This window comes from Bacillus sp. ISL-46, assembly GCF_018613205.1.
In genome coordinates this window covers 42,850-59,021 of the sequence record NZ_JAGGQR010000038.1, presented here as the reverse complement: position 1 = coordinate 59,021, position 16,172 = coordinate 42,850, and the positions used below count along the sequence as shown (strand labels likewise).

Below are 16,172 nucleotides of genomic sequence, written 5' to 3'. Positions count from 1 at the left end.
TGGTCCTAAACTTGTTAGGAGCGGAACCTCTTAGTTAATGTTTTCACTTAAAGCAAGTAATGCCTTTTCAAAAGTTTCAACTGGTGGATGGGTAATTCCCGCACCAATCATTCCAATTCCAGCTTCCTTATGGGCTATTGCCGTATTGATGATTGGCATAATTCCCGTTTGAACTACCTTCCGAACATCAATTCCAGATGGTATACCCATGAAATTAAGCATCGGAATCGTTACATTTGGATTTTCTATAGTGGTAATTTCCTTCATTTTTGTTGAGTAGCCGATCGCGTCTTCAATGGTCCCACCTACAAGGGCGACAATTGCTGGAGCCGTTGCCATTGCAAATCCACCAATGCCGTACGTTTCAGTAATTGCACTATCCCCTATATCTAGCCCTGAGTCTTCAGGCTTGTATCCTGCAAACATTGGTCCGATTACTTTTTGTGCAGGGCCCGTAAACCATGTATTTCCCGCAATTCCACTTACACGGATCCCGAATTCAGTACCATTACGTGCCATGGTGGTTACGATAGTACTGTTTTCGATGCCATGTGCTGCATCAAGAGCACATTTTGCAAGTGCCATCCAAGTTGGGCCCGAGAAATAATCACTGCTTGCAACAAACTCAAATACCTCACGTTTTTGTTCAATCGTGAAATCTGTTTGGATAATATAAGGTGTCAATGCTTGAATCAGTAATGTGGTACCCGCAACATTACGGTTATGACACTCATCACCCATATGAAGTGCTTGTGCAAGCATTAGACGCAAGTCAATTCCGTTCGGATTTAATTTCATCGCTGCACTCAGGATGGGACCAAATACATCACGCATCCAATTTAAACGATCAATAACACTTTGATCATTTGCGCCCATTCGGAGGATTTTCGATAGTTGCTCACTTAAGTTTGTATAAGCAATGTTTCCATAGGTCTTATTCTCAACAATATGCATAAACATTGAAGCAGACGTAACACCCGCCATGGAGCCAACACAGTTGTTCTCATGACATGGAGAGAATGTAATTTCACCGGATGCTGCAAGCTTTGAGGCTTCCTCTATATCTTTTGCCAAACCTTCAAAGACAATAGCTCCTGTGACCGCACCCCTCATCGGACCGTTCATCTTATCCCATGTAATAGGAGGGCCTGCATGCAAAATCGTCGTTTTCGTCATTCCTGGAACACAATCAATTGCTTTTTCAAAACCAACTAATACCGGTTGTGAGTTAATAATTCTCTCAACCGCTAACTTATTTGCAGCTTCAATTTTTTCAATAATTACAGGATCTTCAAGCTTATCAAGTGCAGCAATGAGATCAGGATTGCCTCTACCTGGTGGCATCCACTCTAGATGAATCACTTCTGCATTTTGAGTTAATAAATCATTTTTAAAGGATTCAATTCCGACGTTAATAACATTAAGTTTTTGATTAAAAAGTTCATTAATTTTACTCATGGGTTATTCTCCCTTCACAACAAATTCTCTTGCCAATAGTCCTGCATTCTGACTACTGCTAGCATGCGTCACACCTGCAGCGAGTAGTTTATCGATTTGTTCTTCCAGGTTTTGCAGATCTAACTCTGTCCCTAGAACATATCCGATAATTTCCAGATGTCTTCCTTCATCTTCTGCTGCTTGTTTTGCTTCTATAATTGCAGGAAGCATTGCTCCAACAGGATCCTCGTGTGCGCCATATCCCAAAACAAAGTCCATGACAATAACACCAACAGATGGATCCTTCGCTTCTTGGATAAACCTCGATATTCTTGTGGAAGGATCAATCATTGGATGTGGCTTGCCTTGTGTGAATTCATCATCACCAAAATCAATAAATGTATGTGCCTGACTTTTATTTCTATCTTTTAAGCGGTATTCTGGATCTCTTTGGATATTACTATAGACATTATCGAACTTTTCCATGGCTGCATGCATTGCTTCATCACAAAGAGTCCCGCCACTAAATAGTCCCCGGATATATTTTTGATCTGGTGTTAACTTCGTGCGTACCTCTTCAATAAGTGGAATATTTAAAGCACGTTTATTAAGTTTGCTTTCATCAACACCTGCCAATAGAACTGCTTTAAGAGCAGCTTCCTTTGACATCTTCGCAAATTGACCGCCTGCTTGAATTACTTTCTCTTCATTTCCACCAACAAACCAAACAACAACAGGTTTTTTACATCTTTTAATTTGATCTAACACTTTCTCTTCAACACTTGGTGCAGGTGGCTTAGAAATAAGGACTATCACTTTAGTTGCCTCATCATCTTCCAGAGCCTTGATTCCATCAAGCATCATGATTCCTCCTATTTCCTCTTTTAAATCTCTGCCGCCTGTTCCAATCATCTGTGAAATTCCGCCGCCGAATTCATGAATGCGGACACTTACTTCTTGGCTTCCGGTTCCCGAAGCACCAACAATCCCAATACTGCCTTTTCTTACAGCGTTGGCAAAACACAAAGCCACATTACCAATAATTGCTGTTCCACAATCTGGACCCATCATTAGTAGTCCTTTTTCATGTGCCAACGTTTTTAATTCAATCTCATCTTCAATGCTGACATTATCGCTAAATAGCATCACATGGAGATTATTTTCTAGAGCTTTTTTTGCTTCTCTCGTTGCATATGCTCCGTTCACCGCAATTACTGCTAAATTTGCTTCAGGGATGCTTTGGGCTGCTGAAGCAATTGTTGAATATTTGAGTTCGCTTTTACCTTTGGATGTATCTTTTTTTGTAAATAATTCATCAATCATTACGAAAGCGTTTTCGCAAAGCGCCTCTGTCGCTGCATTTACAACAATAATTAAATCGTTTGATTTTGCCTCTTCCACTTCTGAAGTCATCAATCCAACATTTCTCATTACTTCTTTATTCATTTCAGTTCCCATTGCGATAATAGCCTGTTCTACACCTTCAATTTGGTTTGCTTTTGTTGAAAGTGACATTAATGAAACAGAATCGAAATATGTGTTCGGCTTTACAATAGCTTCTACAGTCATAATTGACCTCCTACTCTAAGATTGGCTTCCAACCCACAGATGAGCCCTGTGGCTATATCTGTTCCTGATGAAGAACCGATGTTTAGTACTTTATTTAAAGGGAGATATAATTCATCTTCTTTTCCATTAAGTATGGAATGGACTAAATGAATGATTGACTCTCTCACTTTACCAATAGATGCTTTTTTCAATGTCATATAGCTTATTTCATTCGTTAAACTGTTTGCTCTCATCACCACTTCATCTCTAAACGATTGTTGCAGGTAGAAAGGACTTTTCCTCAAATTCATGATCGTAAATAAACCAACTAAAAAGTCATCTCCCGATGGTGTCAATCCGGGACCAAGACCTACTAACGAAACAGCATGACACACTGCATTCGCCAATCGATTGTTTGACAATTCGTTTATTAATAAATTAGTTCGTTCTTCGAGCAACCTAGACATTTCTGTTTCATAGGGACTTTGGGCAAATAATTTCTTTTTCATTCCTCCGGCTTTACCGTGGAAATCAATGTATTCCTTCATCATTATCAAATTGCGATTCACTTTTTGTAAATCAGATGGGTATTCAGGTAAAATACTTTCCCATCTTTCAATTTCCCCAATTGATATGGCGAGTTTATTTGAAATGAACAGCGTATTATTTTTCACAAACACTTGATCATTAACGTGGATATTCAGTCCTTCAAAGCTGGCCAGATTAATGACAAGTGTGTTAGGCCCATTATCAATTTGGGTGCTTGCAATCGTATATAATTCACCATTTTCAAAACAATGAATATTAATTGTCTTTCTAAATGTGCTATGAACAAAACCGGTTAAACTCGAAATATTCATTCTCTCAATAAACCCAAGATCACCAGACAGTGCATTCCCCAACTGTGACACCTCATTGAACTGGTACGTCTGTTCATGCAGCCCCTCTCAAGTTGAATATTTGTAAGTAAAAGTTAACTTTTTTATCATCATGTAGATTGAACCCTGCTAAAACTTTGAATATAGTTGACAAGTTCTGATCCTTACATGATTATTTTAGATAGATTGCATAAAAACATCATCGTTTAAGCAAACCAAAAAAAATGATATCATTTGTGCATGTTATACAATTAATTGTGATAAATTTTCAACAAAGGAGTGGTAAATTTGTTGACTGTTAAGGATTTATTTGAGATACAAGCTATTGATGGCTTGAAAATTGTTGCTGGAGAACATGGAATTAATAATGAAATCTCAATTGTAAACATAATTGAAAATCCTGAGGCATTTGACTGGCTTTCACCGAATGAACTTCTATTATCAACAGGTTATATATTTAAAGATAATGAGGATTTGCAAATTAAAATCATTAATGAGCTTTCTGCCATAAATTGTGCAGGACTAGTTATCAAAATGAAACGATACTTTGAAAAACTACCGCAAAGAATGATTGATCATGCAAATAAGATGGGGTTTCCACTACTTGAGTTACCTTTTGAATATACCTTATCAAGGGTCATTTCTATTATTAATGAGAAAGCATCTGGTCGTTATGATTTATTAAATAGAAAAACCTTAGATATGCATAATTTATTTTTCCGAATTACACTTGAAGGTGGAGGGATAGAAAGGATTTCATCCATGTTATCAGGTTCTATTAATAATCCGATTATTTTTGTAGACGAGGATTGGAAGTTGCTTCACTATTCGGAACACCAGAACAATAAAGTCCCACTTTCATACTGCTTTAATCTAGTTAAAAATCGACCTATTTTCAATAAAGATTTTATTAATTCTGTTCCGAAAGATGTAAGCGAAATGAAAAAGAGCATTCAACGAATATATTACTTAGAAGGAATGGAAATAAAATGCCGTATCCTTCCTGTCGCAGTGGCAAGTAATATTTATGGATATATTGTTGTATGGCAGACTGTCCAGGATTTAACGGAGTTTGACTTTATTATTTTAGAACAAGCGTCAACTAACATGGCACTGGAACGGATAAAAGCAAAGGACATCGAGGAGGTAAAATTAAAAATTAAGCAAGACTTCTTTGATGATTTGCTGACTGGAAAAATAACATCCGTCGAAACAATCCACACCTTTAGTGAAATGCATGGATTAAATCCAAGTTATATTTACTACTGTATAGTCATTAATTTAGAATCAGAGGAACATGACAGTTATGATGATATGGTAGCTAGGAAGGTTCAGTTAGAGAACAAATCCAGAAAATGCGTGGACTTAGTCTATAGTCTTTCGAATTATTCAAATGCTGTGGTTACTTGCTTTCATAGAAACAATCGTATAATTATTATGATTGGTCAAAGTGACAATAAGCCTCCTCTATCGGTAAATGAGGTAAAACAATACGGGAATAAAATTTATAATGCATTAGAAAAGGACATTAATAACACTACCTTTTTAATTGGAATTGGCCGGCAGTACGAAACCATTCATTCCCTTCACAAAAGCTTTTCTGAAGCAAATGAATCTATTCGACTCATGCAGAAATTTAATACCAGCGGGGGAGTATCTCATTACGAAGATCATTCTATCTATCACTTCTTGGACAGTAATATTAAAGACATAGAATTAGAAGACTTTTTCATGAAAAGCCTTGGGAAAATCTATGAACATGACCATTTACATGGGACGAGTTATATCATTACGTTAGAGAACTATTTTCTAAAAAACCTAAATATTAGCGAAACAGCAAAAGCGATGTTTTTACACAGAAATACGCTTATTTATCGAATCGAGAAAATCAAGGAAATCTTAAATACCGATTTAAAAAACTCGGAGGAATTGCTGCAAATACAATTAGCTTTAAAGATATTTAGACTCTTAAATAAAAAACTTCCAATCAATTCTTAAATCAGATTGGGTCCCGTTCTCTATGAAACCACGGGACCCGTCTATTTTATGGGGAAAGAAATCCATAAGACCTTATTCCGATAAATGATATTGAAGGAATTCAATCACTTGTTTAAATGCACCTTGGATAACAGGATTATCAAAATCCTTATCAAACACATGCTCTCCATTTGGAATTGTGATTAACCTGGTTTCAACCTTTTCTTTTATAAGTGCACCTCTCATAAATACTGATTGTTCATAGGGAACATCCTCATCCTTTGTCCCGTGTAACAGTAAGGTTGGTGGATAATCCCTAGTGATATTTTTCTTTGGGCAAAACTTTAAGAGTGCATCCTTCTGTATTTTTGGATTTATCCCCGTAATCTCTTGGATCCATACCCCTTGCTGTCTAGCATAAACATAATAGAGAAACCGCTGCTCAATCGATGCCTCTGTAATCACTTGGTCGGAGATAAGCCTTCTAGCAAGTTCTTTAGGGACATTATCCTTTTGTAAATAGAAACTGCTTGGATTTGTTGCCCATTTACCAATGATATCTCCATATCCATAAAAAGAGACAATTGCACGTGGCTTATGAGTAAATGAACCCGTACAAAGCGCCAAAAAACCACCTGCAGAACTACCTACAACAGCTATTCTTTTTGGATCAATGGAAAATTCCTGTGGCCCTTCTGATTTTAACCACTGGAGTGCATCTTGAACATCTTCTAGAATATCTGGCAATTTTGTCTCAGGTGCTAGCCTATAGTCATAGAAAACAATGCAAACCCATTATCATTATAGAGTTTTATCATCTCTTCACTTATTTCTTCTCTTGTTCCCCAAACAAGCCCACCACCATGAATATAAATTATAACCGGTGCATTATCATTGCTATTCCCATAAAAATCAGCCTTTATGGAAAAACAATCATTATTCTTATAAATAACTGTTTTCTTCATTTGTAAACTACACGTCCTTCATTAAAGTAAATTCAAATTGTTCATTTGTAGATAAAGTTATTGTTTTCTAGTCTAACAAAACCAAATGGAGCCATTAACTTAAATCGGGATATTCCCTACTCTAATTTACGACATATTTTGCACATATTGAATTGTACAACATGCCTAATTAACACCCTATATTTTTGGTATTGGTAAACAATTAAGTTATTAGAGTTTCCTACAAAGTAAGAATGTGGAAGTAATAAAGGTAAACTATCCGAAAGTTTTTTGACAGCTTGTGGGGATTTATTTAAATCCCCTATGATTCCCTATTTCCCTATTATCTCAAATAGGGGAATAGTTCCTATTCAATCTATACAAATCACTCTCGATGTTAACCTTATAAATTTGTAAAAACACTTGAAATTTTCCAACTATTTGTTTACCCTTTTGGAGAGAAAGGGGGAATCTGATATGATTAGAAAGCTTACAGACCAAGATCATGAGCAGGTTCTCGCTTTTTTAAGTGAGGAACCGTCTATTAATCTATTTATCATAGGGGATATTGAAGCCTTTGGATACACTTCTGAGTCTCAAGAAATTTGGGCCGAGTTTGATGAACAGAGCACGATTAAGGCTGTTCTCCTAAGGTTTCATCAATCCTTTATCCCTTATGCAAAGGGAGAATTCGATACAAGCGGTTTTGTATCGATTATGAAAAACTACAGCCAGCCCATTCTCCTATCCGGCAAATCCGATATCGTAGCGAAATTCGAAGCTTTCGATGATCTTCAGCTTGGTAAGAAGCAAGTTACTTACTTTGCTGAATGCAGGACGGATGAATGCCTGTCTCCCGATGAGGTTGTATATAAAAAGGCTAGTCTTGAGGATGTAGATCAAATTTTACAACTCCGCCAAACCATTGAGGAATTTCATGTTCGAAGTGACGCCCGGGACGTATTAGTACAGTCATTGGAAGCCAATACATCAAGAACCTATTTTACAGAGGAAAATGGTGTACTCACTTCTTGCGTTTCAACCGCAGCGGAAAATTCAATCTCGGCAATGATTGTTGGGGTTTGCACCAGGAAGGAATATCGACGTAATGGTCTCGCCACTTCCATCATGCAAAATCTATTTCAGGATGTCCTAGACGAAGGGAAAACTCTTTGTCTATTTTACGATAACCCTGAAGCTGGACGAATTTATAAGCGACTTGGCTTTAAAGAAATAGGAATGTGGACCATGCATCGCTGATTTTTCCATTTCAAATATTTCGAAGTATGTAGATAGTGCCTGACACCAATACAAACACAATTGGCTTAATTATTACTTATTAAAGTATTATTGTTATAGCCTCAAGAACAACAAGTAAATTATTATTAACATAACAATGTTTTATTTTCACAAACCTTGAGGTGGCAAAATGACGAGTGAAAGAGAACCATTTTATATAACTCAATCAAAGAAAATGTGTAAAGAAAGCGGCATGGATCCAAATGAAATAGCTAGTCCAAAAAGGTTTATGACAAACCAAGAACTAGATGTGAAAAGAAAAGCTTACAGCGAGATATTGTCAGTTGTCAGTTATTTCTCAAATAAGCTTTTGGATGCATTAAAAGGAACGCCTATATTGATTAGTGTCTCTGACTCTAAAGGGTACTTATTAGATATGGTTGGGGACGAAACCATCAAATCTACAGTTGAAGAATTTGGCATAAAATTAGGCAGTCTTTTTACCCAGGAAGATACAGGGACAAATGTAATTAGCTTAACCTTACAGCAACGACACCCTGTCCAATTGATAGGTAAAGACCATTATCATACCTTCCTTTCTGAAATCGCTTGTTACGGTGCACCGTTTCATTATACAGATGAAGATAGTTTACTAGGTAGTGTTTCGATCATGATGCCAGTCAATTTTTGCAATCCCTTATTTTTAACGATGTTATCTCAGGTGGTGGATTCTATTGAAAGAGAACTACTGCTTAGAAAACAAAATAGGACACTTAATATTTTAAATCAAATCATGTTAAGCAGAGCCAACAATGGAATCATCATCACAGATGAAAAAGGCATTATAGTTGAGTTTAATGATTTTGCTCAGCAAATTTTCAACGAAAGTAGAAGTTATGTTATTGGGAAGTCCATCTATCATTCTATTTTGACTGGAGATTATTTTAAACGAGTACTAGTGTATCAAGAAAAACAGGAAAATGTGGAACTGAAATTTAAAAATAAAAACGGTGACTTAGTGGTATGTCTATTTGATGCACAGCCAATCTATGAAGGTGAAAAAATGATTGGCACATTTGGCCAATACAGGGATATAACCGAAAGGTATTTATTAGACGAAAAAATAAAAGAGTCCGAAAAACAAGCCCTTGCTGGTCAAATTGCAGCTGGAATCGCCCATGAAATTAGAAATCCCTTAACCACAGTCAGGGGATATTTACAAATTCTCGGCAGTGACGTAGATGATAATATAGCCCACATCTTTTCTGGTTTATTAATACCAGAAATTGATCGTGCAAATAAAATTATTTCTGATTTTTTAAGGATCACTAAGCCTTCAGATAAAGAGTTAGAAGTTATCCAAATTCACAAGTTTTTAATTGATTACCTGTGGGAATTCCTAAAAAGTGAATCATTACTTTACAATGCCGATTTAAATGTAGAGATTCTTCCGGCCACTAAATATCTGTCAATCCTTTGTAATCGCGGGGAGTTATTACAGGTCTTTATTAATTTATTCCAAAATTCGCTCCAAGCTAAAGGGAATTCCCCTTTAAAAATTAACATTTCCACTAGATTAGTTAACTCTCATGTTCAATTTATTTTTAGTGATAATGGAAAAGGAATCGACGCTACTACCCTAGCTCATATTTTTGAGCCGTTCTTTTCCACCAAAGATACGGGGACTGGTTTAGGGTTATCGGTATCTCGAAAGATTGTGGAAAATCATAGAGGGACGATGCATGCCAGCAGTAATGAAAATGGCACAGAATTTTTTATAGAACTTCCTGTTTACAACTAAGAAAATAAATGCGGCCCCTTAAAATAGGGGACCGCATTTATTTTTGATATATAAAAGGGAGAACTAATCAGGTTATACAATAGTTTTACAAAAATGTAAAAATCTTAATAATCACCTTGGTTTTTTTACAATACAGAATCTTTACATTTTATTAACAGAATCTTAAGAAGAAAGGTTTCCTTTATTTAATACAATAAAGGGGAGTTTATAATTTGGAGGGAGTAGAAAATGATAGCCCGAGAAAGCAATTGGGGTTAGAAGGGAGAAATTATGCCCTAACACAAAGCTGGGATAAAATCTTTTCCAATTTACTTTGGCATTATCGAGCCGTTATCGATGAACCAAAGATACAAAAATAGGCCTGATTGGTTGTACGATTTTTTCCCAATATATTAATAAAGTAAAGGAGTGATAGAGTGGATACTTTTTCGCATATTGTCATAGGGTTTGGCATTGGTGCTCTTGCTCAAATCGATCCTGCCGTATCATCTAATCCGACCCTATCACAGGCTGTCATGATAGGGGTGGTAATAGGTTCAAATGCTCCTGATTTTGATATCATTTATAGATTAAAAGGAAAAGGTAGCTATTTCAGAAATCACAGAGGCCTGTCACATTCCCTGCCAGCTTTTCCTTTATGGGGATTACTGGTTTCAGGCTTACTTTACCCATTCTTCCCCGCTTCAGGATTTCTTCATCTCTTTTTATGGACGTTCTTGGCAGTGATTCTTCATGTCATTTTTGATTTATTCAATGTCCACGGAACACAAATCCTGTTGCCTTTTTCCCAAAAATGGATTGCCTTTGACGCTATCCCATTATTGGATCCTTACATTTTAACACTCCATTTTATAGGTTTTGGTTTACTCTTTTTCTACCAGGAAAGGATTACCTTTTTAATCATTTATGTATTCATATTTTTATACCTGGCTGTTCGAACTCTGTCAGCATTATTAACCAAAAGGCACCTCCAGCAACATTTTATAAAAGCTGACCGTATAAAACTAATCCCGCGTATCACCCTATTTAAATGGGATATTATTATTGAGACGAGAGAGGATTTTTTATTTGGAGTTTATTCAGATAATAGGCTCGACATAGAACATACTCTTCCCAAAAAAATTGACTTTCCGGTATTGGTTTCTGATAGTACAAATGACGAGTCCGTTTCAGACTTTCTTGCTGGTACATCGTTCGCTTATCCTTTTGTTGCTGTTAGAAAAAACGGCTACTTTGTTTATTGGAAGGACCTTCGTTTTCGTACCAAAAAATTCTTCCCTTCCCTTGCCATCATGTATATTTCCTCTGACTTCAAAAGGAAGAATAGTTATATAGGCAAGATAAGCTCTTTAAAACAATACAAAAAAGTGTTACGAAGCTTAATGAATTCCTCTTCATCAATCAAATAAAAGTTTATAAAAAATGACCCCGGTTCAAATACCGTGGTCATCTTTTATTAAGCTGAATAAGTTAGATAAGCAGACCGGATACAATCCGAGAAATATTAATGATTATGTGATACTAAAGTTAGCGTTTCTACTTTATAAGACGATTTGAGCAACCAATACTACAAATAGTACCTGAACGGTTCGGAGGTCAACGAAACAAGAACGTTGCATAAAATAAGGAATCCCTCCGTGATGGGATTCCTAGCTAACTATATTACTTCCTTTTCCTTCCTAATAGCAGGAGCAGCAACTGTGATACCTGTTGTTTCTTCAAAATTAAATAGGCTAGTTGGGATATCGGTAAAACGCTCTAATTCATTGTAAGCAGGAATACCATGATATGACATATCTAAGCCCTCGTCTTCTTCCCGTTCTGTTGCTCGGTAACCAACTGTCTTTGAGCATACCTTTGCAATAAAAGTTCCAGCAATTAGCCCCCAGACAATGACCACTACCGCACCCAATAATTGCACCTTTAATAGAGAGAAATCACCAGTCGTTAAAAATCCTTGGGACCGATCAAGCAATCCAACAGCAATCGTTCCAAAAACCCCGCCGAAACCATGAACAGCCACAGCCCCCACTGGATCATCCACCTTTAAATAATCGACTAACAGAGTAGCATAAATAACGAGCAAACCACTTAACGCTCCAATCAGGATTGCGCTCCATTCAGAAACATAAGCACATCCAGCCGTTATGGCTACCAAACCAGCTAATACACCATTTATCGTCATACTCGGATCGGCTTTGCCGAACTTTCGCATCGTCAAAAAGAGAGCTGCTGACCCGCCGCTTGCTCCAGCTAACATTGTATTAATAGCAATAGGCGCTAGCGCTGAGCTAGAAGCATCTAATGTACTTCCTGCATTAAAAGCAAACCAACCGAACCACAAAATAAAAGCTCCCGCTGATGCTAAAGGAATGTTACTTGGGGCAAAAACATTAACGCTGCCATCCGAATTAAACCTTCCTTTTCTCGGTCCCAATAGCTTTGCCATAGCCAAAGCAGTAAACCCACCAAGTGCATGAATAGCGGCTGAACCAGCAAAATCCTTCATTCCTAACTTCGCTAGCCATCCTTCGCTGTTCCAAATCCAATGTCCAGAAAGAGGATAAATAATCATACAAATGAGCGCAGCAGTGACTACATAGGCTTTAAAATTCATCCGTTCTGCTACTGCACCCGAAATAATTGAGACACATGCCACAGCAAACCCCATTTGAAAAAGAACAAAAGCAACACTTGGCAATTCGATAGAAAGTACAATTTTCTCAGGACTTCCAAACAGGCTGGTCCCTATGAAACCAAAGGCATCTTTTCCAAACATTACCCCAAATCCAATGATCCAAAACGCTAAAGCTCCAATCGTTAAGTCAACAAAAATTTTCATCGTAACATTAACCGCATTTTTCGTTCGGACAAATCCAGCTTCCAGTAAACTAAATCCACCTTCCATAAACAAAACCATGGCTGCAGCAAGGACGACCCACACGGTATTTATATACATTAACTCCATAAGATCACCCCTTATCATCTGCTAAATCATCGATATCATAGTCAAATGTCCCAGTTCGAATGTTATAAGCTTCCAGAATTGGATAAATATATATTTTACCATCTCCATCTTCACCGGTCTGGGCAGAATGAACAATGGTCTGGATCGTCGACTCTATCAAATAGTCCGAAAGGACAATTTCCATTTTTACTTTTGGATGGAGAGTTACTTGATAATTTTTTCCGCGATACACACCTTGCGTATCTTTTTGTTTCCCTCTTCCAACCACCTGAGAAACAGTAAAACCTGTAATTCCTATTTTTTTTAAACCCTTAATCGTCTCTGTGAGCCTCTCCGGTCGAATGATTGCTTCAATCTTTTTCAAAGAAACAGCCCCTCATGTTATATTTCCTAACATCAATATGTTAAAATATATAACAAGTTAGTATTCTTCGTCAATATTAATTTATGGAAATCGGAAAATTCTAAAAAGATTCGGGTTTATAAAAAAGAAGGATGCGGTTACATTACCGGCATCCTTCTTTTTCAATATTAATAAATTTTTTTATTTCATTTCCGCTTCGATTCCGATAATTCTTTTATCTTAACGATCCAATCCTTGAAATTTGCAAACTCACTTGAATCGAAGCCGAAGTTGGACTTTATTAGCTGAACTGTTTCGCTTTCTTGATCATGAAAGACTCCGTCCGAAAAAATAAGTTGAAAAAGTTCTGTTAAGACAATATTTTTAGAGCGTTCATTCTTGAATACTGTAAGGATTTCATCAATACCGAGACCCTCTATTTTATAAGACTCAAGCCCCATTTCCTTCTGGTATCTATTAAGTATGGAATTTTCAAATATAGATATATTTCCATCAATTTTGGCGATCAGAGCAGCAAGTTCAAGAAACGCCTTCCTCTCCTCTGGCTGAAGTTCAGCTAGAAACATTACAACATCTCCTTTTAAGCTTTGTTTATGTATACGAAAAAAAGCGGATTAAGTTTCAATAAATATTGGAGCGAACAAGAATAGCTTAGACCAAAAGCGATTGAAAAACCAGTAAAAACAATAAAGGGAATGATGCTTGATCGCTTCACTCCTCTTTTATCATCTTTTAATTGTTGTTTCTACTTTGAATAATTAAATCGATACTACGTATACTACTTTTTATGTTTAGGAGGTGAATATCATGCCAAATCAACAAAATAGCCAGCAAAAAGGGAAATCGAATCCTAATCAACAAGGTTCGGGATCCGAGTATCACAAAGAGCATGCGAGCAATGTTCCAGATTACGGAGCAAACACGGTCGACCCCAATGCGTTTACTAATACAGCTGAAAACAATGAACAGTAACTATTAATTTTTTAAACGCCCAATTGTGGCGTTTTTCTTTTTTAGCATCCATTAATACTCTATTAGGATTCCAGAATATCCTTAATCTTTTTTAAATCTTTCATGTTTGCTCGCTTCATCATTGGAGTCATAAACGGTGCAAACACTTTTGAGAAACCGCTTGGATTTCCTTTGTTCCTTAAGGTCATTCGTGTTTGATTAACATCTAAAGCTTCCCAAGTATAGGTCGTCTCCATTGGAAAAGGTCCCTGTGCGGTTTTCATAACTAGTTTATTTTCTGGAATAAACTCAGTAATTTCATAGATATAAGCAAGCTCTCTTCCAAGAAATCGTGCTTTAAAGGCCACTTTTGAACCCAATGTTAATGGTTTTTCAGTTTTCCATTCGGCCGATTGAATATTTACATACCATTCTGGGGCGTTGTCAGGATTGGATGCATATTTTGAGACCTGCCCAACTGGGCGTTCGATAATTATTTCTGTAAAAACATCAACCACATGTTTGACCTCCCCTATTTATAAAAATTTAGGACTGTTGTTTTTCTACATAATTTTTAAGCAACGTACGAAGTAAGTATTTCCATCCCTCGGTATGGGCTAGCTAATTCTCCTCTAGTTTACATATAGTTAAATATTACCACAATCATTTTCCCTTTAGTCGTGCCCATTTTAAATAGGTTTCATTACGCAAGATTTTGTTCATCATAATCTTAGAGGATGGAAGTTTGTACTACTTAAGTGGTATAGTTAGATAATACTGTTAATTTCAATTCGGCTTCCCCATTTGGAAAACTTTGCTTTCAAAAATTTAAAACAGCCTACTTTTCAACAATGTAAAGTAGAGAATCGACTAGAGGTGTAACCATGAAACAAGAAGTTGGATTTGTTCAAAGAGAAGTTTTAAAAGAAAAGCCTGATTTTGCTTCACTTGGTTTTGGTAAGTATTTTAGCGATTATATGTTTGTTATGGATTATCAACATGAAACCGGATGGTATGACCCGAGAATTACTCCATACGAGCCATTAACACTCGATCCTTCTGCGATGGTTTTTCACTATGGACAAGCAATCTTTGAGGGGATGAAAGCTTATAAGACAGCAGATGGAACGATCCAGCTCTTCCGCCCTGAAAAAAACATGAGGCGATTGAATGATTCATGCGAAAGACTGTGCATTCCCCAAATTGATGAGGATTTCTTATTAAATGCCATTAAACAATTGATTTTAACTGAAAAGGATTGGATTCCTAATGGAGAAGGGACTTCTCTATACGTTCGTCCGTTTATTTTCTCAACCGAACCTTATCTTGGTGTTCGTCCTGCGAAACAATATAAATTGCTAGTCATTCTCTCTCCATCGGGAGCATATTATGGTGACCAATTAAGTCCTGTGAGGATTTATGTGGAAGAACAGTATGTTCGGGCGGTTATTGGCGGAGTAGGCCATGTGAAGACTGCTGGAAATTATGCGGCTAGCTTGAAGGCACAGGAAAAGGCTGATGAAAATGGTTTTGCTCAAATCCTCTGGCTTGATGCAAAAGAGAAGAAATATGTCGAAGAAGTTGGCAGCATGAATATCTTCTTCAAAATCAATGGTGAAGTGGTAACACCACGATTAAATGGCAGCATTTTACCAGGTGTCACCCGTGATTCGGTTATTGAATTACTAAAATATTGGAATATTCCTGTACGCGAAGAGAAAATTTCAATTGAAGAGGTTTTTGCAGCACATGCGCGCGGCGAGCTTGAAGAAGTTTTTGGTGCAGGAACAGCTGCTGTTATTTCCCCTGTTGGCGAATTAACTTGGAATGACCAAGCGATTACAATAAATGACGGTCAAATCGGCGAACTTTCTCAGCGCCTCTATGATGAAATGACCGGAATCCAACTTGGAAAAAAAGAAGATCCATTTAACTGGACAGTGAAAGTTGCCCAGGTGGAAGTTTAAAAATAAAAACCGGGCACAGCCCGGTTCTTTTTTGTCTACTGAATTTACCCCTTCACGGACATTAGTCGATTCCTCTAGTTACCGCCACACCGTTTTTT

At 37.0% G+C, this 16,172-nt stretch carries 16 protein-coding genes; 7 read left to right on the top strand and 9 right to left on the bottom strand.

The features are described from left to right. Positions 1-30: 30 nt before the first annotated feature. The 3 genes from J7E67_RS18115 to J7E67_RS18105 are packed head-to-tail and all read right to left on the bottom strand — an operon-like array spanning position 31 to position 3,887. The gene (locus J7E67_RS18115; RefSeq protein ID WP_214717561.1) at positions 31-1,458 is read right to left on the bottom strand and encodes a YlbE family protein; all 1,428 of its coding nucleotides are present in this window, start codon (positions 1,456-1,458) and stop codon (positions 31-33) included. A 3-nt stretch (positions 1,459-1,461) separates the two neighbouring features. Then, positions 1,462-3,006: an acyl-CoA synthetase FdrA gene (fdrA, locus tag J7E67_RS18110; RefSeq protein ID WP_214717563.1), complete on the bottom strand. Its 1,545-nt coding sequence runs from the start codon at positions 3,004-3,006 to the stop codon at positions 1,462-1,464. Beyond that, on the bottom strand, positions 3,003-3,887 hold the full coding sequence (locus J7E67_RS18105) for an oxamate carbamoyltransferase subunit AllH family protein (protein ID WP_251026846.1): 885 nt from the start codon (positions 3,885-3,887) through the stop codon (positions 3,003-3,005). The genes fdrA and J7E67_RS18105 overlap by 4 nt, the downstream gene beginning before the upstream one ends. A 264-nt stretch (positions 3,888-4,151) precedes the next feature. Between J7E67_RS18105 and J7E67_RS18100 the strand changes: the two genes are divergently transcribed. Further along, complete coding sequence (locus J7E67_RS18100; protein ID WP_214717565.1) at positions 4,152-5,861, top strand: PucR family transcriptional regulator; 1,710 nt, start codon at positions 4,152-4,154, stop codon at positions 5,859-5,861. Between the two features lie 72 nt (positions 5,862-5,933). On the opposite strand, the gene J7E67_RS18095 is transcribed toward J7E67_RS18100, so the two are convergent. After that, on the bottom strand, positions 5,934-6,587 hold the full coding sequence (locus tag J7E67_RS18095; RefSeq protein WP_251026845.1) for an alpha/beta hydrolase family protein: 654 nt from the start codon (positions 6,585-6,587) through the stop codon (positions 5,934-5,936). A 14-nt stretch (positions 6,588-6,601) separates the two neighbouring features. Beyond that, positions 6,602-6,805, bottom strand: a complete 204-nt coding sequence (locus J7E67_RS31395) for an alpha/beta hydrolase family protein (RefSeq protein ID WP_251026844.1) — start codon at positions 6,803-6,805, stop codon at positions 6,602-6,604. A gap of 456 nt (positions 6,806-7,261) precedes the next feature. Between J7E67_RS31395 and J7E67_RS18090 the strand changes: the two genes are divergently transcribed. The 4 genes from J7E67_RS18090 to J7E67_RS18075 all read left to right on the top strand — a co-directional run bounded on the left by J7E67_RS18090 (position 7,262) and on the right by J7E67_RS18075 (position 11,233). After that, a complete protein-coding gene (locus J7E67_RS18090) occupies positions 7,262-8,044 on the top strand; it encodes a GNAT family N-acetyltransferase (RefSeq protein ID WP_214732553.1) in 783 nt (260 codons plus the stop codon). Between the two features lie 169 nt (positions 8,045-8,213). Then, the gene (locus J7E67_RS18085) at positions 8,214-9,824 is read left to right on the top strand and encodes an ATP-binding protein (protein WP_214717569.1); all 1,611 of its coding nucleotides are present in this window, start codon (positions 8,214-8,216) and stop codon (positions 9,822-9,824) included. A 212-nt stretch (positions 9,825-10,036) separates the two neighbouring features. Further along, entirely contained in the window at positions 10,037-10,183 is a 147-nt protein-coding gene (locus J7E67_RS18080; protein WP_214717570.1) for a hypothetical protein, read from the top strand. Positions 10,184-10,240: 57 nt separating this feature from the next. Continuing rightward, on the top strand, positions 10,241-11,233 hold the full coding sequence (locus J7E67_RS18075; protein ID WP_214717572.1) for a metal-dependent hydrolase: 993 nt from the start codon (positions 10,241-10,243) through the stop codon (positions 11,231-11,233). Between the two features lie 248 nt (positions 11,234-11,481). Here the strand turns inward: J7E67_RS18075 and J7E67_RS18070 are convergent, their stop codons facing one another. The 3 genes from J7E67_RS18070 to J7E67_RS18060 all read right to left on the bottom strand — a co-directional run bounded on the left by J7E67_RS18070 (position 11,482) and on the right by J7E67_RS18060 (position 13,722). After that, positions 11,482-12,792 (bottom strand): ammonium transporter, encoded by a 1,311-nt coding sequence (locus J7E67_RS18070; protein WP_214717574.1) that lies wholly within the window; start codon positions 12,790-12,792, stop codon positions 11,482-11,484. A gap of 4 nt (positions 12,793-12,796) precedes the next feature. Beyond that, a complete protein-coding gene (locus J7E67_RS18065; protein ID WP_214717576.1) occupies positions 12,797-13,156 on the bottom strand; it encodes a P-II family nitrogen regulator in 360 nt (119 codons plus the stop codon). 185 nt (positions 13,157-13,341) lie between these two features. Further along, complete coding sequence (locus tag J7E67_RS18060; RefSeq protein ID WP_214717578.1) at positions 13,342-13,722, bottom strand: hypothetical protein; 381 nt, start codon at positions 13,720-13,722, stop codon at positions 13,342-13,344. 241 nt (positions 13,723-13,963) lie between these two features. On the opposite strand from J7E67_RS18060, the gene J7E67_RS18055 reads away from it, so the two are divergent. Next, positions 13,964-14,128, top strand: a complete 165-nt coding sequence (locus tag J7E67_RS18055) for a hypothetical protein (RefSeq protein WP_214717580.1) — start codon at positions 13,964-13,966, stop codon at positions 14,126-14,128. 62 nt (positions 14,129-14,190) lie between these two features. On the opposite strand, the gene J7E67_RS18050 is transcribed toward J7E67_RS18055, so the two are convergent. Beyond that, positions 14,191-14,625, bottom strand: coding sequence for an SRPBCC family protein (locus J7E67_RS18050; RefSeq protein WP_214717582.1), 435 nt, complete (start codon positions 14,623-14,625; stop codon positions 14,191-14,193). Positions 14,626-14,991: 366 nt separating this feature from the next. On the opposite strand from J7E67_RS18050, the gene J7E67_RS18045 reads away from it, so the two are divergent. Further along, positions 14,992-16,074, top strand: coding sequence for a branched-chain amino acid aminotransferase (locus tag J7E67_RS18045; protein WP_214717584.1), 1,083 nt, complete (start codon positions 14,992-14,994; stop codon positions 16,072-16,074). Positions 16,075-16,172: the final 98 nt, after the last annotated feature.